This is a genomic window from Nocardioides luti (assembly GCF_014212315.1).
In the GTDB taxonomy this organism is placed as follows: Bacteria; Actinomycetota; Actinomycetes; order Propionibacteriales; family Nocardioidaceae; genus Nocardioides; species Nocardioides luti.
Genome location: NZ_JACKXE010000001.1, coordinates 665,112 through 680,068, shown reverse-complemented (window position 1 = coordinate 680,068; position 14,957 = coordinate 665,112). Strand labels below are relative to the sequence as shown.

Below are 14,957 nucleotides of genomic sequence, written 5' to 3'. Positions count from 1 at the left end.
CGCATGAGCGCCTACCTCGAGCTGCTGCCCGCCGTCGACATCGCCGGGGGCCAGGCCGTCCAGCTGGTCCAGGGCGTCGCCGGCTCCGAGAAGCGCTTCGGCGACCCGATCGAGGCGGCCCTGCGCTGGCAGGAGGCGGGGGCCGAGTGGCTGCACCTCGTCGACCTCGACGCCGCCTTCGGCCGCGGGCACAACCGCGAGCTGCAGGCGAAGATCGTCGGCACCCTCGACATCCAGGTCGAGATGTCCGGTGGCATCCGCGACGACGAGTCGCTCGCTGCCGCGATGGCCACCGGCTGCCGACGCGTCAACATCGGCACCGCCGCGCTGGAGCAGCCGGAGTGGTGCGCCGCCGCGATCGCGGAGTACGGCGACCGCGTCGCCGTCGGCCTCGACGTCCGCGGCCGCACCCTCGCGGCACGGGGCTGGACCCGCGACGGCGGTGACCTCTACGACGTCCTCGCCCGCCTCGACGCGGAGGGCTGCGCGCGGTACGTCGTCACCGACGTCAACAAGGACGGCATGCTCCAGGGCCCGAACCTCCAGCTGCTGCGCGACGTCTGCGCCGCCACCTCGCGTCCCGTGGTCGCCTCCGGCGGCATCACCGAGCTGTCCGACCTCGAGGCGCTGCAGGGCCTGGTCGGCGACGGGGTCGAGGGCGCGATCATCGGCACCGCGCTCTACGAGGGCCGCTTCACCCTCGAGGACGCGCTGGCCCTCACGCTCCCGGGCGCGCCGTGAGCCTCGCCGTACGCGTCATCCCGTGCCTCGACGTCGACGCCGGCCGCGTCGTCAAGGGCATCAACTTCCAGGAGCTGCGTGACGCGGGCGACCCCGTGGAGCTGGCCCGGCTGTACGACGCCGAGGGCGCCGACGAACTGACCTTCCTCGACATCTCCGCGTCGTTCGAGGGCCGCGCGACCACGATGGAGATCGTCTCGCGCACCGCCGAGGAGGTCTTCATCCCGCTGACCGTCGGCGGGGGAGTGTCCTCGGTGGAGGACGTCGACCGGCTGCTCCGCGCCGGGGCCGACAAGGTCGCCGTCAACACCGCCGCCATCAACCGCCCCGAGCTCGTCGCCGAGATCGCCGACCGCTTCGGCAACCAGGTGCTCGTGCTCTCCGTCGACGCCCGCCGCGCCCCCGGGACCGACTCCGGCTTCGAGGTCACCACCCACGGTGGCCGCAAGTCCGCCGGCCTGGACGCCCTCGAGTGGGCCGCCCGCGCCGCCGAGCTCGGCGCCGGCGAGATCCTCCTCAACGCCATGGACGCCGACGGCACCCAGGACGGCTTCGACCTCGACCTGATCCGCGCCGTACGCCGCGAGGTCAGCATCCCCGTCATCGCCTCCGGCGGCGCCGGCCGCGTCGAGCACTTCCCGCCCGCCGTCGACGCCGGCGCCGACGCCGTCCTCGCCGCCACCGTCTTCCACTTCGGCACGCTCCGCATCGCCGACGTGAAGTCGTCGCTAGCCTCCGCGGGGCACCCCGTCCGCTGAGGCTTCCTCGCGGTGGTTGAGGAAGGCGCGCTAGCGCCTGTCTCGAAACCACCTCCTGCGGTGGTTGAGGAGGTTGAGGTGCCTCCCGGTGGTTGAGGAAGGCGCCGCCTCCGGTGGTTGAGGAGGGCGCTGCCTTCGGTGGTTGAGGAAGGCGCGCTAGCGCCTGTCTCGAAACCACCTCACCCCTCCACGGCTCGAGGCCATCGGTGGTCCGGCCTGTGCGCGCCTGGACGTAGCTCCGTTGTAGGGGATTTATTGGATATGTGGTCGCCGTGGGTGCCGGGGCAAGTCCCCCTTGCGGTCGCTTTCGAAGTCTCCGTGGGTGCCACTTGCCCGCTGTGGTCGCCGTTCGAACATTTGTCCTGATATTTTACCTTCAGGGTCGCTTTCCGGCTCATTCTGAGCCCTGGATTGTCGGTGGTCCCTGATTGACTTTCCCCATGAAGACGTTCACCGACGACGGCCCCCGCCACGCGATCTCGCGTGCGGTCCGCGACGTCGGCGAACGCATCAGCGACGTCGCCGACGCTCCCGTCTGGTCCATGACCGCCGACGAGGCCGGTGCCACGCTGGTGGAGCTGACCCGACTCTCGGCGAGAGTCGCCGAGCTCGAAGCCCGCGTCGCCGTCCACGCATACTCCGTCGATGTCGGCTCGTCCGTCGGCGCGACCTCGACCCAGGCGTGGTGGGCCACCCAGACGCTCCAGACGCATCGGACGGCCGCGGCGAAGATCCACTTGGCGGATGCCCTGGGCCGCTGGGACCTCGTCCGTCAGGCCTTGTCGTCTGGGGCGATCCTGACCGAGCAGGCCCAGGTCATCACCCGGGCCCTTGACGACCTCCCCGACGACGTCGACGCGGAGACCCGCGTGCTCGCGGAGAAGCACCTCGTCGACCTGGCCGGCGATCACGACGCCGTCGACCTGCGACGGCTCGGCCGAGGTCTTCTCGACGTGATCGACCCCGCCGCCGGAGAGGAGGAAGAGCGTCGCCGCCTCGAGGAGGAGGAGCGCAAGGCCCGCCAGAAGATGCGCCTCACCGTGAGCGACGACGGCCACGGATCCTGCCACGGCCGATTCACCATCCCCGCCGCCCAAGGGTCGATGCTCAAGAAGATCCTCCAGGGCATCGCCGCCCCCAAGCACCAGACCGCCGTCCACGGACCCGGAGTCGAGCGGAAGCCCAGCCCGGAGCGGATGGGTGCCGCGCTCTGCGAGCTCATCGAGCGCTACCCCACCGACCGGCTCCCCAACGCCGGCGGCGTGAACGCGACCGTGGTCATCACGATGCCTCTCGAGACTCTCCTCGGAGCCGAGAAGGCTGCGACGTTGGACACGGGCGACAAGATCACGGCCTCCCAGGCCCGACGACTCGCCTGCGAGGCCGGGATCATCCCCGCCGTCCTCGGCGGCACGTCCCAGGTCCTCGACCTCGGCCGCACCCGCCGCTACTTCTCGAAAGCCCAACACCTCGCCCTCGGCATCCAGCAGGGCGGGTGCACGGCCGACGGGTGCGACTGGCCACCCAGCATGTGCCACGCCCACCACGACCCCTTCTGGAGCCAGGGCGGCAACACCGACCTCAAGGACGGCCGCCTCCTCTGCCCAAGGCACCACGCCCGAGCACACGACCCGACCTTCACGATGACCGAGCTCCCCGGCGGGAAGGTCGCCTTCACCCGGCGGACATAGGCCGACCGCCCCCATACGCGAGCATCACCTACGGCCCGGCGACCCCTTCAGCGGCGGTGTCGCGCCCGCGCCACCGTGCGCACCGCATCGACCCAGCCGACCGCGGCGGTACGGACCCTCGGCGAGCGCACGCGGGTGCCGTTCCGTCGCGCCCGGACCTGGTCGCGGAGCCACGGAGGTGCGGCGAGGTGGTCGAGTGCTGCGGTCTTGGTGAGCAGCGTGCCCGTGGCGAGGGTGTGCCGTGCACGCGCCATCGTCGTGAGGCTCAGGTCGGCGAACGCGGTGTCCAGCCAGAGCCAGGGGCGGTGGATCGCCCAGGTCCAGTAGCCGGCCAGGTCGGCACGCACGGCGTAGCGGACCTCGTCGTCCGTGATGGCCGGGAGCGCGGCGGACGGCGCGCGGCCCTGCAGGGCGTGCCCGTGCCGGACCAGCTCGGCGCGGGTGACGCGCGACAGCACGCGGTCGACCAGCCGGCCGTGGGTCCAGGTCGGGTGCCGCAGGGTGGCGTCGGTGAGACGGGTCGCGTCGACGTACACGCAGCCCAGCGCCAGCCCTGCTGCCACGCCCGCGTCCAGCTCGCGGTGCATCGCTGCCACGGCGTCGACCCGCGCGGTCGACATCGGTCCGTCGACCAGGGCCACGAGGTCGAGGTCGCTGACCCCGGGCCGGTGGTCCCCGGTGGCCAGGGACCCGGCGACCAGCAAGTCGGTGACCCACCCCAGCGCGACGACGCGCACCCGGAGCTCCTCGAGCGCCGCCGACGTCGCGTCCATCACCCGATCATCGCCGACGGTTTCCCGCCCCAGCGGCGCGAGTGTGCATGGGATCAAGAAATCCGGTGCCAGAACTTGATCCCACGCACAATGGTCGCGTCCATGCGCCAGGAGGGGGCAGGAGATGGCGAACCCGACGCGTCTCGTGGTCGACGGCGAGGTGTTCGACGTGCGCCGGTCGGGGCGGCGCGGGCAGGTCGACCTCACCTGGGTGTCGGGTCCGAACCCGGGCTACGGCTTCAGCTCGGCCAGGTAGGACGGGTCGTGGCCGGACGTCGCGCAGCTGGAGGAGTCGATCCGCGACTTCCTGGCCGGCATCGACCCGGCGACGGGCCACCTCGACTGACGTCGGCCCGGTGTCAGATGCCCAGGTCCGACCGCCGCAGCTTGGCCACCCGCTCCTGCGGCCCTGAGAAGGACAGCCCGCGCACGGCGTCGCGGCCGAAGAGGAAGAAGGCGATCTCGGACGGCAGCCCGCTCACGACGGCGGGGTCGGCGCCGCGGCGCAGGGTCGCGGTGGCGCCGGTGTCGGTGCGCTCGATCCGCACGGGGACGCCGGCCGGTCGCACCAGCCCGCGGCCGGCGACCTTGATCGCGGCCCACAACCGAGACTCGTCGGTGGGATCGAGCACGCGCGGCTCCCACCCGGCCTGGGCGCGGCGCAGGTCCTCGTGGTGGACGAAGTACTCCGCCGTGTTGAGGAGCTCCTCCACACCGGGCAGGGCGTACGGCGTCAGCAGGCTCGGGTCGCGCAGCCTCTCGACCAGCACCGCGAAGTCGCGCCGGCGCACCCGCGCCATCTCGCGCTCGGCCAGCCCTGCGAGCGGCGGGACCACGATGCCGATCGCGCCGAGCGGCCGGTGCTCCCGGACGAGCAGGTGGGCCACGAGGTCCTTCGCGTCCCACGTGCCGCAGAGGGTGTCGGCGTCCTCGCCGAGGGCGAGGGCCAGGTCGCACAGGTCGTGGCGCTCGCGGCGCGCCAGGGAATGCCGGGTCATGGGCCGAGGTTATGCGCAACGCGATTCGTGGGCCGTCGGCGCCCGGCTCTAGTGTGAGTCGCTGGTGCAGAGGGCCGCGACGCGGCAGACGGGGAGTGCAGGACGGTGACGGACGAGCGGCGCGGATCCACGACGCGCGAGGGCTTCGCGGTGCTCGCCGTGGCGATCCGCCGGGAGCCCTGGATCTTCACGGTCTCGACCATCGGCAGCGTGCTCTTCGGCGCGCTCACGGTCGCGGACGCCTGGGTGCTCGGCTGGTCCACCGACCACGTCCTGGTGCCGGCGTTCCGGGACGGCGAGATCGGCAGCGGACTGCTCTGGGCGATCCTCGGGCTCTTCCTCGCGGTCGCGATCCTGCGCGCGGTCGGCATCGTCGCGCGCCGCCTCGGCGCCGGCATCATGCAGTACCGCATGCAGGCCCACACCCGCCGCGCCGTCACCCGGCAGTACCTCTCCCTCCCCATGGAGTGGCACCAGCGCCACCCCACCGGCCAGCTGCTCTCCAACGCCAACTCCGACGTCGAGGCCGCCTGGGGCCCGATCGCGCCCCTGCCGATGGCGGTCGGCACGCTCGCGATGATGGTGATCGCCGTCGGCCAGATGTTCGTCGCCGACCTCGTGCTCGCGGTCGTCGGGCTGCTCGTCTTCCCGGCCGTGATCGCCGCGAACCTCGTCTACCAGCGGCTCGGCTCGCCCCTGATGACGCGCGCCCAGCAGCTGCGCGCCGAGGTGAGCGAGATCGCCCACGAGTCCTTCGACGGCGCGCTCGTCGTCAAGACCCTCGGTCGCGAGGGCGAGGAGATGGCCCGCTTCGCCGCCAAGGCCGAGGAGCTCCGCGACGTCAACATCCGCGCCGGGCGGATCCGCGCGGCCTTCGACCCCGCGCTCGCCGCCCTGCCCAACATCGGCGTGCTCGTCGTGCTGGCCTTCGGCGTCAGCCGCGTCCTGTCCGGCGCCACCGACGCCGGCGACGTCGTGACCGTCGCCTACCTCCTCACGATCGTGTCCTTCCCGATCCGCTCGATCGGCTGGCTGCTCGGCGAGTTCCCCCGCAGCGTCGTCGGCTTCCGCCGCGTGTCCTCGGTCATCGAGGCCACCGGCGAGATGCGGTACGGCGCCACGGCGGCCGCCACCGGCGCCGGCGCGCGCCTCGAGCTGGAGCACCTGGCCTACTCCTACGAGCCCGACCAGGAGCTGCTCGCCGACGTGTCGTTCACCGTCGAGCCCGGCCGCACCGTGGCCCTCGTCGGCCGCACGGCCTCGGGCAAGAGCACCCTCACCACGCTGCTGACCCGCCTGGTCGACCCGCTCGACGGGCGGATCCTGCTCGACGGCACCGACCTGCGCGACCTCGCGCGGGGCGAGCTCGCCTCGGTCGTCTCGATCGTGCCGCAGACCGCCTTCCTCTTCGACGACACCGTCCGCGGCAACGTCACCCTCGGCGCCGACCTGGCCGACGAGGACGTCTGGGCCGCCCTGCGCGCCGCCCAGGCCGACGGCTTCGTCGCCGCGCTGCCCGAGGGCCTCGACACCCGGCTGGGGGAGCGCGGCACGTCGCTGTCCGGCGGCCAGCGCCAGCGGATCTCGCTGGCCCGCGCCCTCGTGCGCCGCCCGCGGCTGCTGATCCTCGACGACGCCACCTCGGCCGTCGACCCCGAGGTGGAGGCCCGGATCCTCGCGGCCCTGCGCGCGGGCGACACCGACACGACGCTGGTCGTCGTCGCCTACCGCAAGGCCACGATCGGGCTGGCCGACGAGGTCGTCCACCTCGAAGACGGCCGGATCGCCGACCGCGGCACCCACGCGGAGCTGCTGGCCCGGAGCCCCGCCTACGCCCGACTCGTCAACGCCTACGAGAACGAGCACCTCGACGAGGTCGAGATGGTCGGAGGCACGCCGTGAGCACGACGACCAGCACCCCGCCGCCCAGCGGCACCCGGATGGACACCGGCGAGGACATCAAGGCCTTCGAGACCATCCGTCGCGGCGTGGCCTACTCGCCCGAGCTCAAGGAGGGGATCGTCGGCACGCTGCTGCTGGCGATCGTCGCCAGCCTCGGTCAGGTCGTCGTGCCCATCGCGGTGCAGCAGACCCTGGACCGCGGGCTCAACGGCCCCGGCGGCCCCGACGTCCGCTTCACGACCCTCATGGGCCTCGTGGCGGCCGTCGCCGTCGTCGTGACCAGCGTGGCGTCGTACGCCATGACCAGCCGCCTCTTCACCGCCTCCGAGCGCGGCCTGGCGACGCTGCGCGTCAAGGCGTTCCGCCACGTGCACGACCTGCCGCTGCTCACCCAGAACACCGAGCGCCGCGGTGCCCTCGTCGCCCGCGTCACCAGCGACGTCGACCAGGTCAGCCAGTTCCTCGTGTTCGGCGGCCTGATCTTCGTCGTCAGCGTCGGCCAGATGCTGGTTGCGACCGTGATCATGGTGATCTACAGCTGGCAGCTGGCGATCGTCGTCTGGGTCTGCTTCGCGCCGCTGTTCCTGTCGCTGCGCTTCTTCCAGCGGCGTCTCTCCGACGCCTACGGCATGGTCCGCCGCCAGGTCGGGATCCTGCTCTCCGCGATCTCGGAGCCCGTCGTCGGCGCCGCGGTCGTCCGGTCGTACGCCGTCGAGGACCGCACCCAGTCCCGCATCGACACCGCGATCGAGGCGCACAAGACCGCCAGCACCCGCGCCCAGGGCTTCACCGCCTTCTCGTTCTCCCTCGGCGGCATCTCCGCAGGCCTCGCGAACGCCGGCGTGCTGATCGTCGGCATCTGGCTGGGCTTCGCCGGCGACATCACCGCCGGCAAGGTGCTGGCCTTCGCGTTCCTCGTGACGCTGTTCGTCGGGCCGGTCCAGCTCGGCACGCAGATCCTCACCGACGCCCAGAACGCCATCGCCGGGTGGCGCCGGGTGATCGGCATCCTGGACACCCCGGCCGACCTCGTCGACCCGGGTGAGGGCGGCCGGAGCCTGCCCCGCGGCCCGATCGACGTCCACTTCGAGGGCGTCACCTTCGCCTACCCCGGCGGTCCGCCGGTGCTGCGGGACGTCACGCTCGACATCGCCTCCGGCACCCGCATCGCCATCGTCGGCGAGACCGGCTCCGGCAAGTCGACCTTCGCCAAGCTGCTGACCCGCCTGATGGACCCGTCCGAGGGCGCCGTGCTGCTCGACGGCATCGACGTCCGCGACGTCGGGCAGGTCTCGCTGCGGCGCAGCGTGGTCCTGGTGCCGCAGGAGGGCTTCCTGTTCGACGACACCCTGGCCGCGAACGTCCGCTACGGCCGCCTCGACGCCAGCGCCGACGACATCCTGGACAGCGCCGACGAGCTCGGGCTGGGCGACTGGGTCGCCGGCCTGCCCCTCGGCCTCGAGACCCGCGTCGGCCAGCGCGGGGAGTCGCTGTCCGCGGGCGAGCGCCAGCTCGTCGCGCTGCTCCGCGCGCACCTCGCCGACCCCGACCTGCTGGTGCTCGACGAGGCGACCAGCGCCGTCGACCCGGCCCTCGAGATGCGGATCGGCCGGGCCCTGGAGCGGCTGATGAGCGGGCGCACGTCGGTCACGATCGCGCACCGCCTCTCCACCGCCGAGAACGCCGACGAGGTCGTGGTCGTCGACCAGGGCCGGGTCGTGCAGCGCGGGCCGCACGCCGAGCTGGTCGCGGTCGAGGGTGGCGTCTACGCCGGCCTCCACGACTCCTGGGTCGCGCAGCAGGGCTGACCGGTCGTGCAGGACAATGAGGGGGTGACGACCTCCCTCGACCCCGCCGTGGCCGCCCGCCTCAAGCGCACCGACGACGGCCTCGTGCCGGCCGTGGCGCAGCAGCACGACACGGGCGAGGTCCTGATGCTGGGCTGGATGGACGACGAGGCGCTGGCCCGCACCCTGTCGACCGGCCGCGCGACGTACTGGTCGCGCTCCCGCCAGGAGTACTGGGTCAAGGGAGACACCTCCGGCCACGTCCAGCGGGTCAAGGAGGTCCGCCTCGACTGCGACGGCGACACCCTGCTCGTCAAGGTCGACCAGGAGGGCGCGGCCTGCCACACCGGCGACCGCACCTGCTTCGACGCCGACCTGCTCCCGCTGACGCCCGCCGATGAGTGAGCCGGTGACGAGCGGCGCGAGCGCGAAGCCCCGCCGCGCCTTCGGCCCCGTGGTGCTGCTCGGCCTGGCCGGGGGAGCGCTCGCGGCCGTGGCCGGCAACAAGACCTGGGCGACCGTGAGCGGGGAGAAGCGCGAGCAGTTCTCCAGCCTCGCCCTGTCCGTCGACTCCGGCAAGATGCCGGCCGCCGGCGCCCTCGCGCTGGTCGTCCTCGCGACCTGGGGCGTGGTGCTGGTCAGCCGCGGCCTGGTGCGGCGCCTCGTGGCCGGCCTGGGGCTGCTCGCCGCGCTCGGCGTCCTCGCGACCGTGGTCGTCGGCTGGTCGTCGGTCGGGGACACCCTGCGCCGCGACCTCGGGGGCGTGGGCATCACCGACGCCTCCACCACGCACACCGGGTGGTTCTGGGCGGCGGCCGTCGGGTCGGTGCTGGCCGTCGTCGCGGGCGCCCTCGCGGTGCGGCTCGCGCCGCAGTGGCCGGAGATGGGCAGCCGGTACGACGCCCCCGGCGCCGACACCCCCGCGCCCGCCGTCCCGGTCGAGGACCAGACCAGCATCGACCTGTGGAAGGCCATGGACGAGGGTCGCGACCCCACCGCCTGACGCCCGCACGCCCCGCTGAATAGACTGTGCCTGCACGACGAGCAGCACCGCACGACGTACCCCCGCCTCCGAGGAGCCCGCATGTCTGACAACCACGGCAACACCCCCGCAGCCTGGACCGCCGTCGGCGTCGGGCTGCTCGGCTTCGTGGTGGGCGGCGTGGCGCTGATGCTGACCCCGGTCAGCATGGCGATGTTCTGGGTCGGCTGCGCGATCGGCGTCAGCGCCCTCGTGATCTTCTTCGTGATGGCGAAGATGGGTCTCCACACCTCGGACCACTGACGGTCGTGCCGTGACCGTCCTCGCCGCGCGTCCGCCGACGGAGCACTCGCGTGCGGTCCGGCGGGCGGTCCGGCTCGCGCCGCCGCTCGCGGTGGGAGCGGTCGCGGCGCTCGGCACGCTGGCGCTGCACCTGCGCGACCCGCACACGTCTGGCTCGTGGGGCTACTGCCCGACGGCCCTGCTCGGCTTCAGCTGCCCGCTGTGCGGCAGCCTGCGCGCGGTCAACGACCTGACCCACCTCGACCTCGGGGCAGCGGCGTCCAGCAACCTGCTGCTCGTGCTCGCGGCGCCCGTGGTCGTCGCGCTCTGGGGCCGCCGCCTCGTCGCCCTGTGGCGCGGGGGAGCGGCGCTCGAGCCGCTGGCCGTCCCGCGCTGGCTGTGGATCGCACTGGCCGTCGTCGTGACGACCTTCACCGTGGCCCGCAACCTGCCCGTCGGTGCCTGGCTCGCCCCCTGAGCCCACCCGGCCCGCTTCACCCTGCGGGTGAGAGGCTTGACCTCACACCCCCCGCTCGATCCCTGGAGGAGACATGTCCGTGCTCGACGACATCGTCGACGGCGTACGGATCGACCTCGCGGAGCGGGAGTCCGAGCTCGGCCTGGCCGACCTGCGGGCCGCCCTCGCCGACGTCGACGCGCCCCGCGACCCGATGCCGCACTTCCGCGCGGCGGGCTCGAGCGTGATCGCCGAGGTCAAGCGCCGCAGCCCCAGCAAGGGCGACCTCGCCGAGATCCCCGACCCCACGGTGCTCGCCCGTCAGTACGCCGACGGCGGGGCCGCCGCGATCAGCGTCCTGACCGAGCAGCGCCGCTTCGGCGGCAGCCTCGCCGACCTCCGCGCCGTGCGCGCCGCGGTCGGGACGCCGCTGCTGCGCAAGGACTTCATCGTCACGAGCTACCAGCTGGTCGAGGCCCGCGCCGCCGGTGCCGACCTGGCCCTGCTGATCGTGGCCGCGCTCGACGACGACCTGCTCCGCCGGCTGTACGACGAGGCCCGCGAGCTCGGGCTGACCGTGCTCGTCGAGGTCCACGACGAGCCCGAGACCGAGCGGGCGATCGAGCTGGGCGCCGAGCTGATCGGCGTCAACGCCCGCAACCTCAAGACGCTCGCGGTGGACCACGACACGTTCGGGCGCCTCGCGCCGCTCGTGCCGGACGACCGTGTTCTCGTCGCCGAGTCCGGGATCTCCGGGCCCGCCGACGTGCAGCGCTTCGTGGACCAGGGGGCCCGCGCGGTCCTGGTCGGCGAGGCGCTGGTGAAGGACGGCGACGCACGTCGCGCCGTCGAGCAGATGACCGGCCTGGAGACGAACGAGGGGAGCACGGCATGACCACGGACACCACGCCGACGTCGTACGACGCGGACGCCCAGGGCTGGTTCGGAGGACCCGAGGCCGGCTGGGGCGGGCGCTTCATGCCCGAGGCGCTCGTCGCCGCGCTCGACGAGCTGACCGTCGCCTGGCAGGACGCCATGGCCGACCCGGGGTTCGTCGGCGAGTTCGACACGATCCTGCGGGAGTACGCCGGCTGCCCGAGCCGGCTCTACGAGGCCGAGCGGCTCAGCGCCAAGGTCGGCGCCCGCATCCTGCTCAAGCGCGAGGACCTCAACCACACCGGGGCCCACAAGATCCGCAACGTGCTCGGCCAGGCGCTGCTGACCAAGCGCATGGGCAAGACCCGCGTGATCGCGGAGACCGGGGCCGGCCAGCACGGCGTGGCGAGCGCCACCGCTGCGGCGTACTTCGGCCTCGACTGCACCGTCTACATGGGCTCGGTCGACACGAAGCGGCAGGCGCTCAACGTCGCCCGGATGCACCTGCTCGGCGCGAAGGTGGTCCCGGTCGACTCCGGCTCGGCCACCCTCAAGGACGCCATCAACGAGGCGCTGCGCGACTGGGTCGCGAGCGTCGACCACACGGCGTACCTCTTCGGCACCGCCGCCGGTCCGCACCCGTTCCCCAGCATGGTCCGCGACTTCACCCGCAGCATCGGGGACGAGGCGCGCCAGCAGGTCCTCGAGCTGACCGGCCGGCTGCCCGACGCCATCGCCGCCTGCGTCGGCGGCGGGTCGAACGCGATCGGCCTGTTCACCGCGTTCCTCGACGACGAGGACGTGGCGATCTACGGCTTCGAGCCGGGCGGCGAGGGCGTCGACACGCCCCGCCACGCGGCCACGATCCACGCCGGCGACCGCGGGGTCCTGCACGGCGCCCGCACCTACGTCCTGCAGGACGCCGACGGCCAGACCGTCGAGTCGCACTCGATCTCGGCAGGGCTGGACTACCCCGGCGTGGGCCCGCAGCACGCCCACCTGTCGGCGATCGGCCGGGCGACCTACCTCCCCGTCACCGACGACGAGGCGATGGCCGCGATGGCGCTGCTCAGCCGCACCGAGGGGATCATCCCGGCGATCGAGTCGGCCCACGCGATCGCCGGCGCCCTGCGCGTCGCCGAGCGGCTGGCGGCCGAGAAGGGCCCCGACGCGACCGTGCTGATCAACCTCAGCGGCCGCGGCGACAAGGACATGGGCACGGCGATCGAGTACTTCGGTCTGGGCGACCCCGACCAGGTCACCGAGCGCCCCGTCGGCGACCCCGACAGCGACCCGCGCGCCGACCGGTCGGGGGCTCCCGCATGAGCGTCCGCACCGCGTTCGACACCGCCCGCGGCGAGGGCCGCGCGGCCCTCGTCGGCTACCTGCCCGCCGGCTTCCCGGACGTCCAGGGCGGCATCGACGCGCTCCACGCCATGGTCGACGCCGGCTGCGACGTCATCGAGATCGGCCTGCCCTACAGCGACCCGGTGATGGACGGTCCGACCATCCAGGCCGCCGCCCAGCAGGCCCTCGAGCGCGGCGTCCGCACCTCCGACGTCCTCCGCACCGTCGAGGCCGTCGCCGCCACCGGCACGCCCACGCTGATCATGACCTACTGGAACCCTGTCGAGCGCTACGGAGTCGAGCGGTTCGCCGCCGACCTCGCGAACGCCGGGGGAGCGGGCCTCATCACGCCCGACCTGACCCCTGACAGCGCCCCCGAGTGGATCGCGGCGGCCGACCGGCACGACCTCGACAAGGTCTTCCTCGTCGCCCCCTCCAGCACCGACGACCGCGTCACGATGACCACGGCCGCCTGCCGCGGCTTCGTCTACGCCACCGCCGTCATGGGCGTCACCGGTGCCCGCACCACGACCAGCGACCTCGCCGGTCCGCTCGTCGCCCGCACCCGTGCACTGAGCCCGGACGGCGGGGCCGACCTGCCCGTCGGCGTCGGCCTCGGGGTGAGCAACGGCGACCAGGCCGCCGAGGTGGCGTCGTACGCCGACGGCGTGATCGTCGGCTCGGCCTTCGTGCGCACGCTGCTCGACCACCCGGACGACCGCGCGGCCGGCCTGCGGGCGCTCAGCGCCCTCACCGACGACCTGGCGAACGGCGTACGGCGTGGCTGACCGCACGACGCGGGGACTGCTGGCCGGGCTGGTCGCGGGCCTGCTCCTGGTGCTCACCGCCTGCGGCGGCGACGACGCGGGCGCCGAGTTCCGCGGTGCCGTGCTCGACCAGCCGTACACCGTCCCGGACACGGCCCTCACCGACACCGAGGGTCAGCCGTTCTCGCTGGCGAAGGACACCACCAAGCCGCTCACGCTGGTGTTCTTCGGCTACATCAACTGCCCCGACATCTGCCAGGTCGTGATGTCCGCGCTCGCCTCGGCGATGACCCGCCTCGACGCCTCCGACCGCAGCAAGGTGGACGTGGTCTTCGTGACCACCGACCCCCAGCGCGACACCGAGTCCGCGCTGCGTACCTACCTGGACCGCTACGACCCGTCCTTCATCGGCCTCACCGGCGACATCAAGACGATCGCCTCGGTCGGCAAGCCGCTCGCGATCGCCGTGCTCAAGGGCGAGAAGCTGCCCAGCGGCGGCTACGAGGTCGTGCACAGCACCCAGGTGAGCGCCATCGACGGCCAGGACCAGGTCCCGGTCCTGTGGACGCAGGGCACCTCGGCCGCCCAGTTCGCCGCCGACATCCACACCCTGCTCGGCAAGGAGAGCTGACCCGATGACCGCCCTCTCGATCCCCAGCCCGTCCTCCGGCGTCTGGTACCTCGGCCCGCTGCCGATCCGCGGCTACGCCCTCGCGATCATCCTCGGCATCATCGTCGCGATCTGGCTGGCCGAGCGCCGCTGGGTGGCCCGCGGCGGCACCGCCGGCGACATCGCCGACCTCGCGGTCTGGGGCGTGCCGTTCGGCCTCGTCGGCGGTCGGCTGTACCACGTGGCCACCGACCACGCGCTCTACTTCGGCGAGGGCCGGCACCCGATCGAGGCGCTCTACGTCTGGCGCGGCGGCCTCGGGGTCTGGGGCGCGATCGCCCTCGGCATCTTCGGCGTCTGGCTCGGGGCCCGGCGCAAGGGGATCCGGCTGCTGCCGGTCCTCGATGCCATGGCGCCGACGGTCCTGGTCGCGCAGGCGCTCGGCCGCTGGGGCAACTGGTTCAACCAGGAGCTCTTCGGCAAGCCCACCGACCTCCCGTGGGGACTCGAGATCGACCCGGACAACCGCCCCGTCGGCTACTTCCAGTACTCCACCTTCCAGCCCACCTTCCTCTACGAGTTCCTCTGGAACCTCGCGGCCTTCGTCGTGGTCGTGTGGGCGGACCGCCGCTTCACGCTCGGCCGTGGCCGCGTGGCCGCGCTCTACGTCATGGCCTACACGCTCGGCCGGGGCTGGATCGAGATGCTCCGGATCGACGACGTGGAGCTCAAGGACGTCGGCGGCCTGCGCTTCAACGTGTGGACCTCGATCGTGCTGTTCGTCGCCGCCGCGATCTACTTCGTGGTCAGCAGCCGGCTGCGCCCCGGTCGCGAGACGCAGGTGTACGACGACGGGCGCGGGCCCGCCGCGGCGACCGAGTCCGCGCCTCAGGCAGGACCGCCCACCGACGCTCCCCGGTGATAGCCTGAGCGCTCCGCTTGGGCCAGAGTCGTCCCCTGCTCGGCCGCCTCGCGCGGCCATCCTG

General features: G+C 73.0%; 17 protein-coding genes. 15 read left to right on the top strand and 2 right to left on the bottom strand.

All coding sequences use genetic code 11. The features are described from left to right. Positions 1–3: 3 nt before the first annotated feature. The 3 genes from priA (at position 4) to H5V45_RS03180 (ending at position 3,190) form a co-directional block, all read left to right on the top strand. Positions 4–741, top strand: a complete 738-nt coding sequence (gene priA, locus H5V45_RS03190) for a bifunctional 1-(5-phosphoribosyl)-5-((5-phosphoribosylamino)methylideneamino)imidazole-4-carboxamide isomerase/phosphoribosylanthranilate isomerase PriA (RefSeq protein ID WP_185251608.1) — start codon at positions 4–6, stop codon at positions 739–741. Next, the gene (hisF, locus tag H5V45_RS03185) at positions 738–1,499 is read left to right on the top strand and encodes an imidazole glycerol phosphate synthase subunit HisF (protein ID WP_185251607.1); all 762 of its coding nucleotides are present in this window, start codon (positions 738–740) and stop codon (positions 1,497–1,499) included. Before priA ends, hisF begins: the two co-directional genes overlap by 4 nt. Positions 1,500–1,939: 440 nt before the next feature. Then, positions 1,940–3,190 (top strand): HNH endonuclease signature motif containing protein, encoded by a 1,251-nt coding sequence (locus H5V45_RS03180; protein WP_185251606.1) that lies wholly within the window; start codon positions 1,940–1,942, stop codon positions 3,188–3,190. A 47-nt stretch (positions 3,191–3,237) separates the two neighbouring features. On the opposite strand, the gene H5V45_RS03175 is transcribed toward H5V45_RS03180, so the two are convergent. Beyond that, positions 3,238–3,963 (bottom strand): nucleotidyltransferase domain-containing protein, encoded by a 726-nt coding sequence (locus tag H5V45_RS03175; RefSeq protein WP_185251605.1) that lies wholly within the window; start codon positions 3,961–3,963, stop codon positions 3,238–3,240. A gap of 124 nt (positions 3,964–4,087) precedes the next feature. Between H5V45_RS03175 and H5V45_RS22225 the strand changes: the two genes are divergently transcribed. Further along, entirely contained in the window at positions 4,088–4,219 is a 132-nt protein-coding gene (locus tag H5V45_RS22225; protein ID WP_281385815.1) for a hypothetical protein, read from the top strand. Positions 4,220–4,322: 103 nt separating this feature from the next. On the opposite strand, the gene H5V45_RS03170 is transcribed toward H5V45_RS22225, so the two are convergent. Then, positions 4,323–4,961: a TIGR03085 family metal-binding protein gene (locus H5V45_RS03170; RefSeq protein WP_185251604.1), complete on the bottom strand. Its 639-nt coding sequence runs from the start codon at positions 4,959–4,961 to the stop codon at positions 4,323–4,325. A gap of 105 nt (positions 4,962–5,066) precedes the next feature. Between H5V45_RS03170 and H5V45_RS03165 the strand changes: the two genes are divergently transcribed. From H5V45_RS03165 to lgt, 11 genes are all read left to right on the top strand, one after another. Next, positions 5,067–6,863 (top strand): ABC transporter transmembrane domain-containing protein, encoded by a 1,797-nt coding sequence (locus H5V45_RS03165; protein WP_185251603.1) that lies wholly within the window; start codon positions 5,067–5,069, stop codon positions 6,861–6,863. Further along, entirely contained in the window at positions 6,860–8,671 is a 1,812-nt protein-coding gene (locus tag H5V45_RS03160; RefSeq protein ID WP_343061396.1) for an ABC transporter ATP-binding protein, read from the top strand. The genes H5V45_RS03165 and H5V45_RS03160 overlap by 4 nt, the downstream gene beginning before the upstream one ends. A 24-nt stretch (positions 8,672–8,695) precedes the next feature. Next, positions 8,696–9,055 (top strand): phosphoribosyl-AMP cyclohydrolase, encoded by a 360-nt coding sequence (gene hisI, locus H5V45_RS03155; protein ID WP_343061395.1) that lies wholly within the window; start codon positions 8,696–8,698, stop codon positions 9,053–9,055. Next, positions 9,048–9,653 (top strand): Trp biosynthesis-associated membrane protein, encoded by a 606-nt coding sequence (locus H5V45_RS03150; protein ID WP_185251601.1) that lies wholly within the window; start codon positions 9,048–9,050, stop codon positions 9,651–9,653. Before hisI ends, H5V45_RS03150 begins: the two co-directional genes overlap by 8 nt. 81 nt (positions 9,654–9,734) lie before the next feature. Beyond that, positions 9,735–9,935: an HGxxPAAW family protein gene (locus tag H5V45_RS03145; RefSeq protein WP_185251600.1), complete on the top strand. Its 201-nt coding sequence runs from the start codon at positions 9,735–9,737 to the stop codon at positions 9,933–9,935. Between the two features lie 10 nt (positions 9,936–9,945). Next, positions 9,946–10,392, top strand: coding sequence for a DUF2752 domain-containing protein (locus H5V45_RS22550; RefSeq protein WP_185251599.1), 447 nt, complete (start codon positions 9,946–9,948; stop codon positions 10,390–10,392). Between the two features lie 73 nt (positions 10,393–10,465). Then, positions 10,466–11,266 carry an indole-3-glycerol phosphate synthase TrpC gene (trpC, locus tag H5V45_RS03135; protein WP_185251598.1) on the top strand — a complete coding sequence of 267 codons (801 nt, stop codon included), beginning with the start codon at positions 10,466–10,468 and terminating at the stop codon, positions 11,264–11,266. Next, the gene (gene trpB, locus H5V45_RS03130; RefSeq protein WP_281385814.1) at positions 11,263–12,573 is read left to right on the top strand and encodes a tryptophan synthase subunit beta; all 1,311 of its coding nucleotides are present in this window, start codon (positions 11,263–11,265) and stop codon (positions 12,571–12,573) included. The genes trpC and trpB overlap by 4 nt, the downstream gene beginning before the upstream one ends. Then, positions 12,570–13,382, top strand: a complete 813-nt coding sequence (gene trpA / locus H5V45_RS03125) for a tryptophan synthase subunit alpha (RefSeq protein WP_185251597.1) — start codon at positions 12,570–12,572, stop codon at positions 13,380–13,382. The genes trpB and trpA overlap by 4 nt, the downstream gene beginning before the upstream one ends. Further along, positions 13,375–13,992, top strand: a complete 618-nt coding sequence (locus H5V45_RS03120; RefSeq protein ID WP_185251596.1) for an SCO family protein — start codon at positions 13,375–13,377, stop codon at positions 13,990–13,992. The genes trpA and H5V45_RS03120 overlap by 8 nt, the downstream gene beginning before the upstream one ends. A 4-nt stretch (positions 13,993–13,996) precedes the next feature. After that, entirely contained in the window at positions 13,997–14,893 is an 897-nt protein-coding gene (gene lgt, locus H5V45_RS03115) for a prolipoprotein diacylglyceryl transferase (RefSeq protein ID WP_185251595.1), read from the top strand. Positions 14,894–14,957 lie beyond the last annotated feature (64 nt).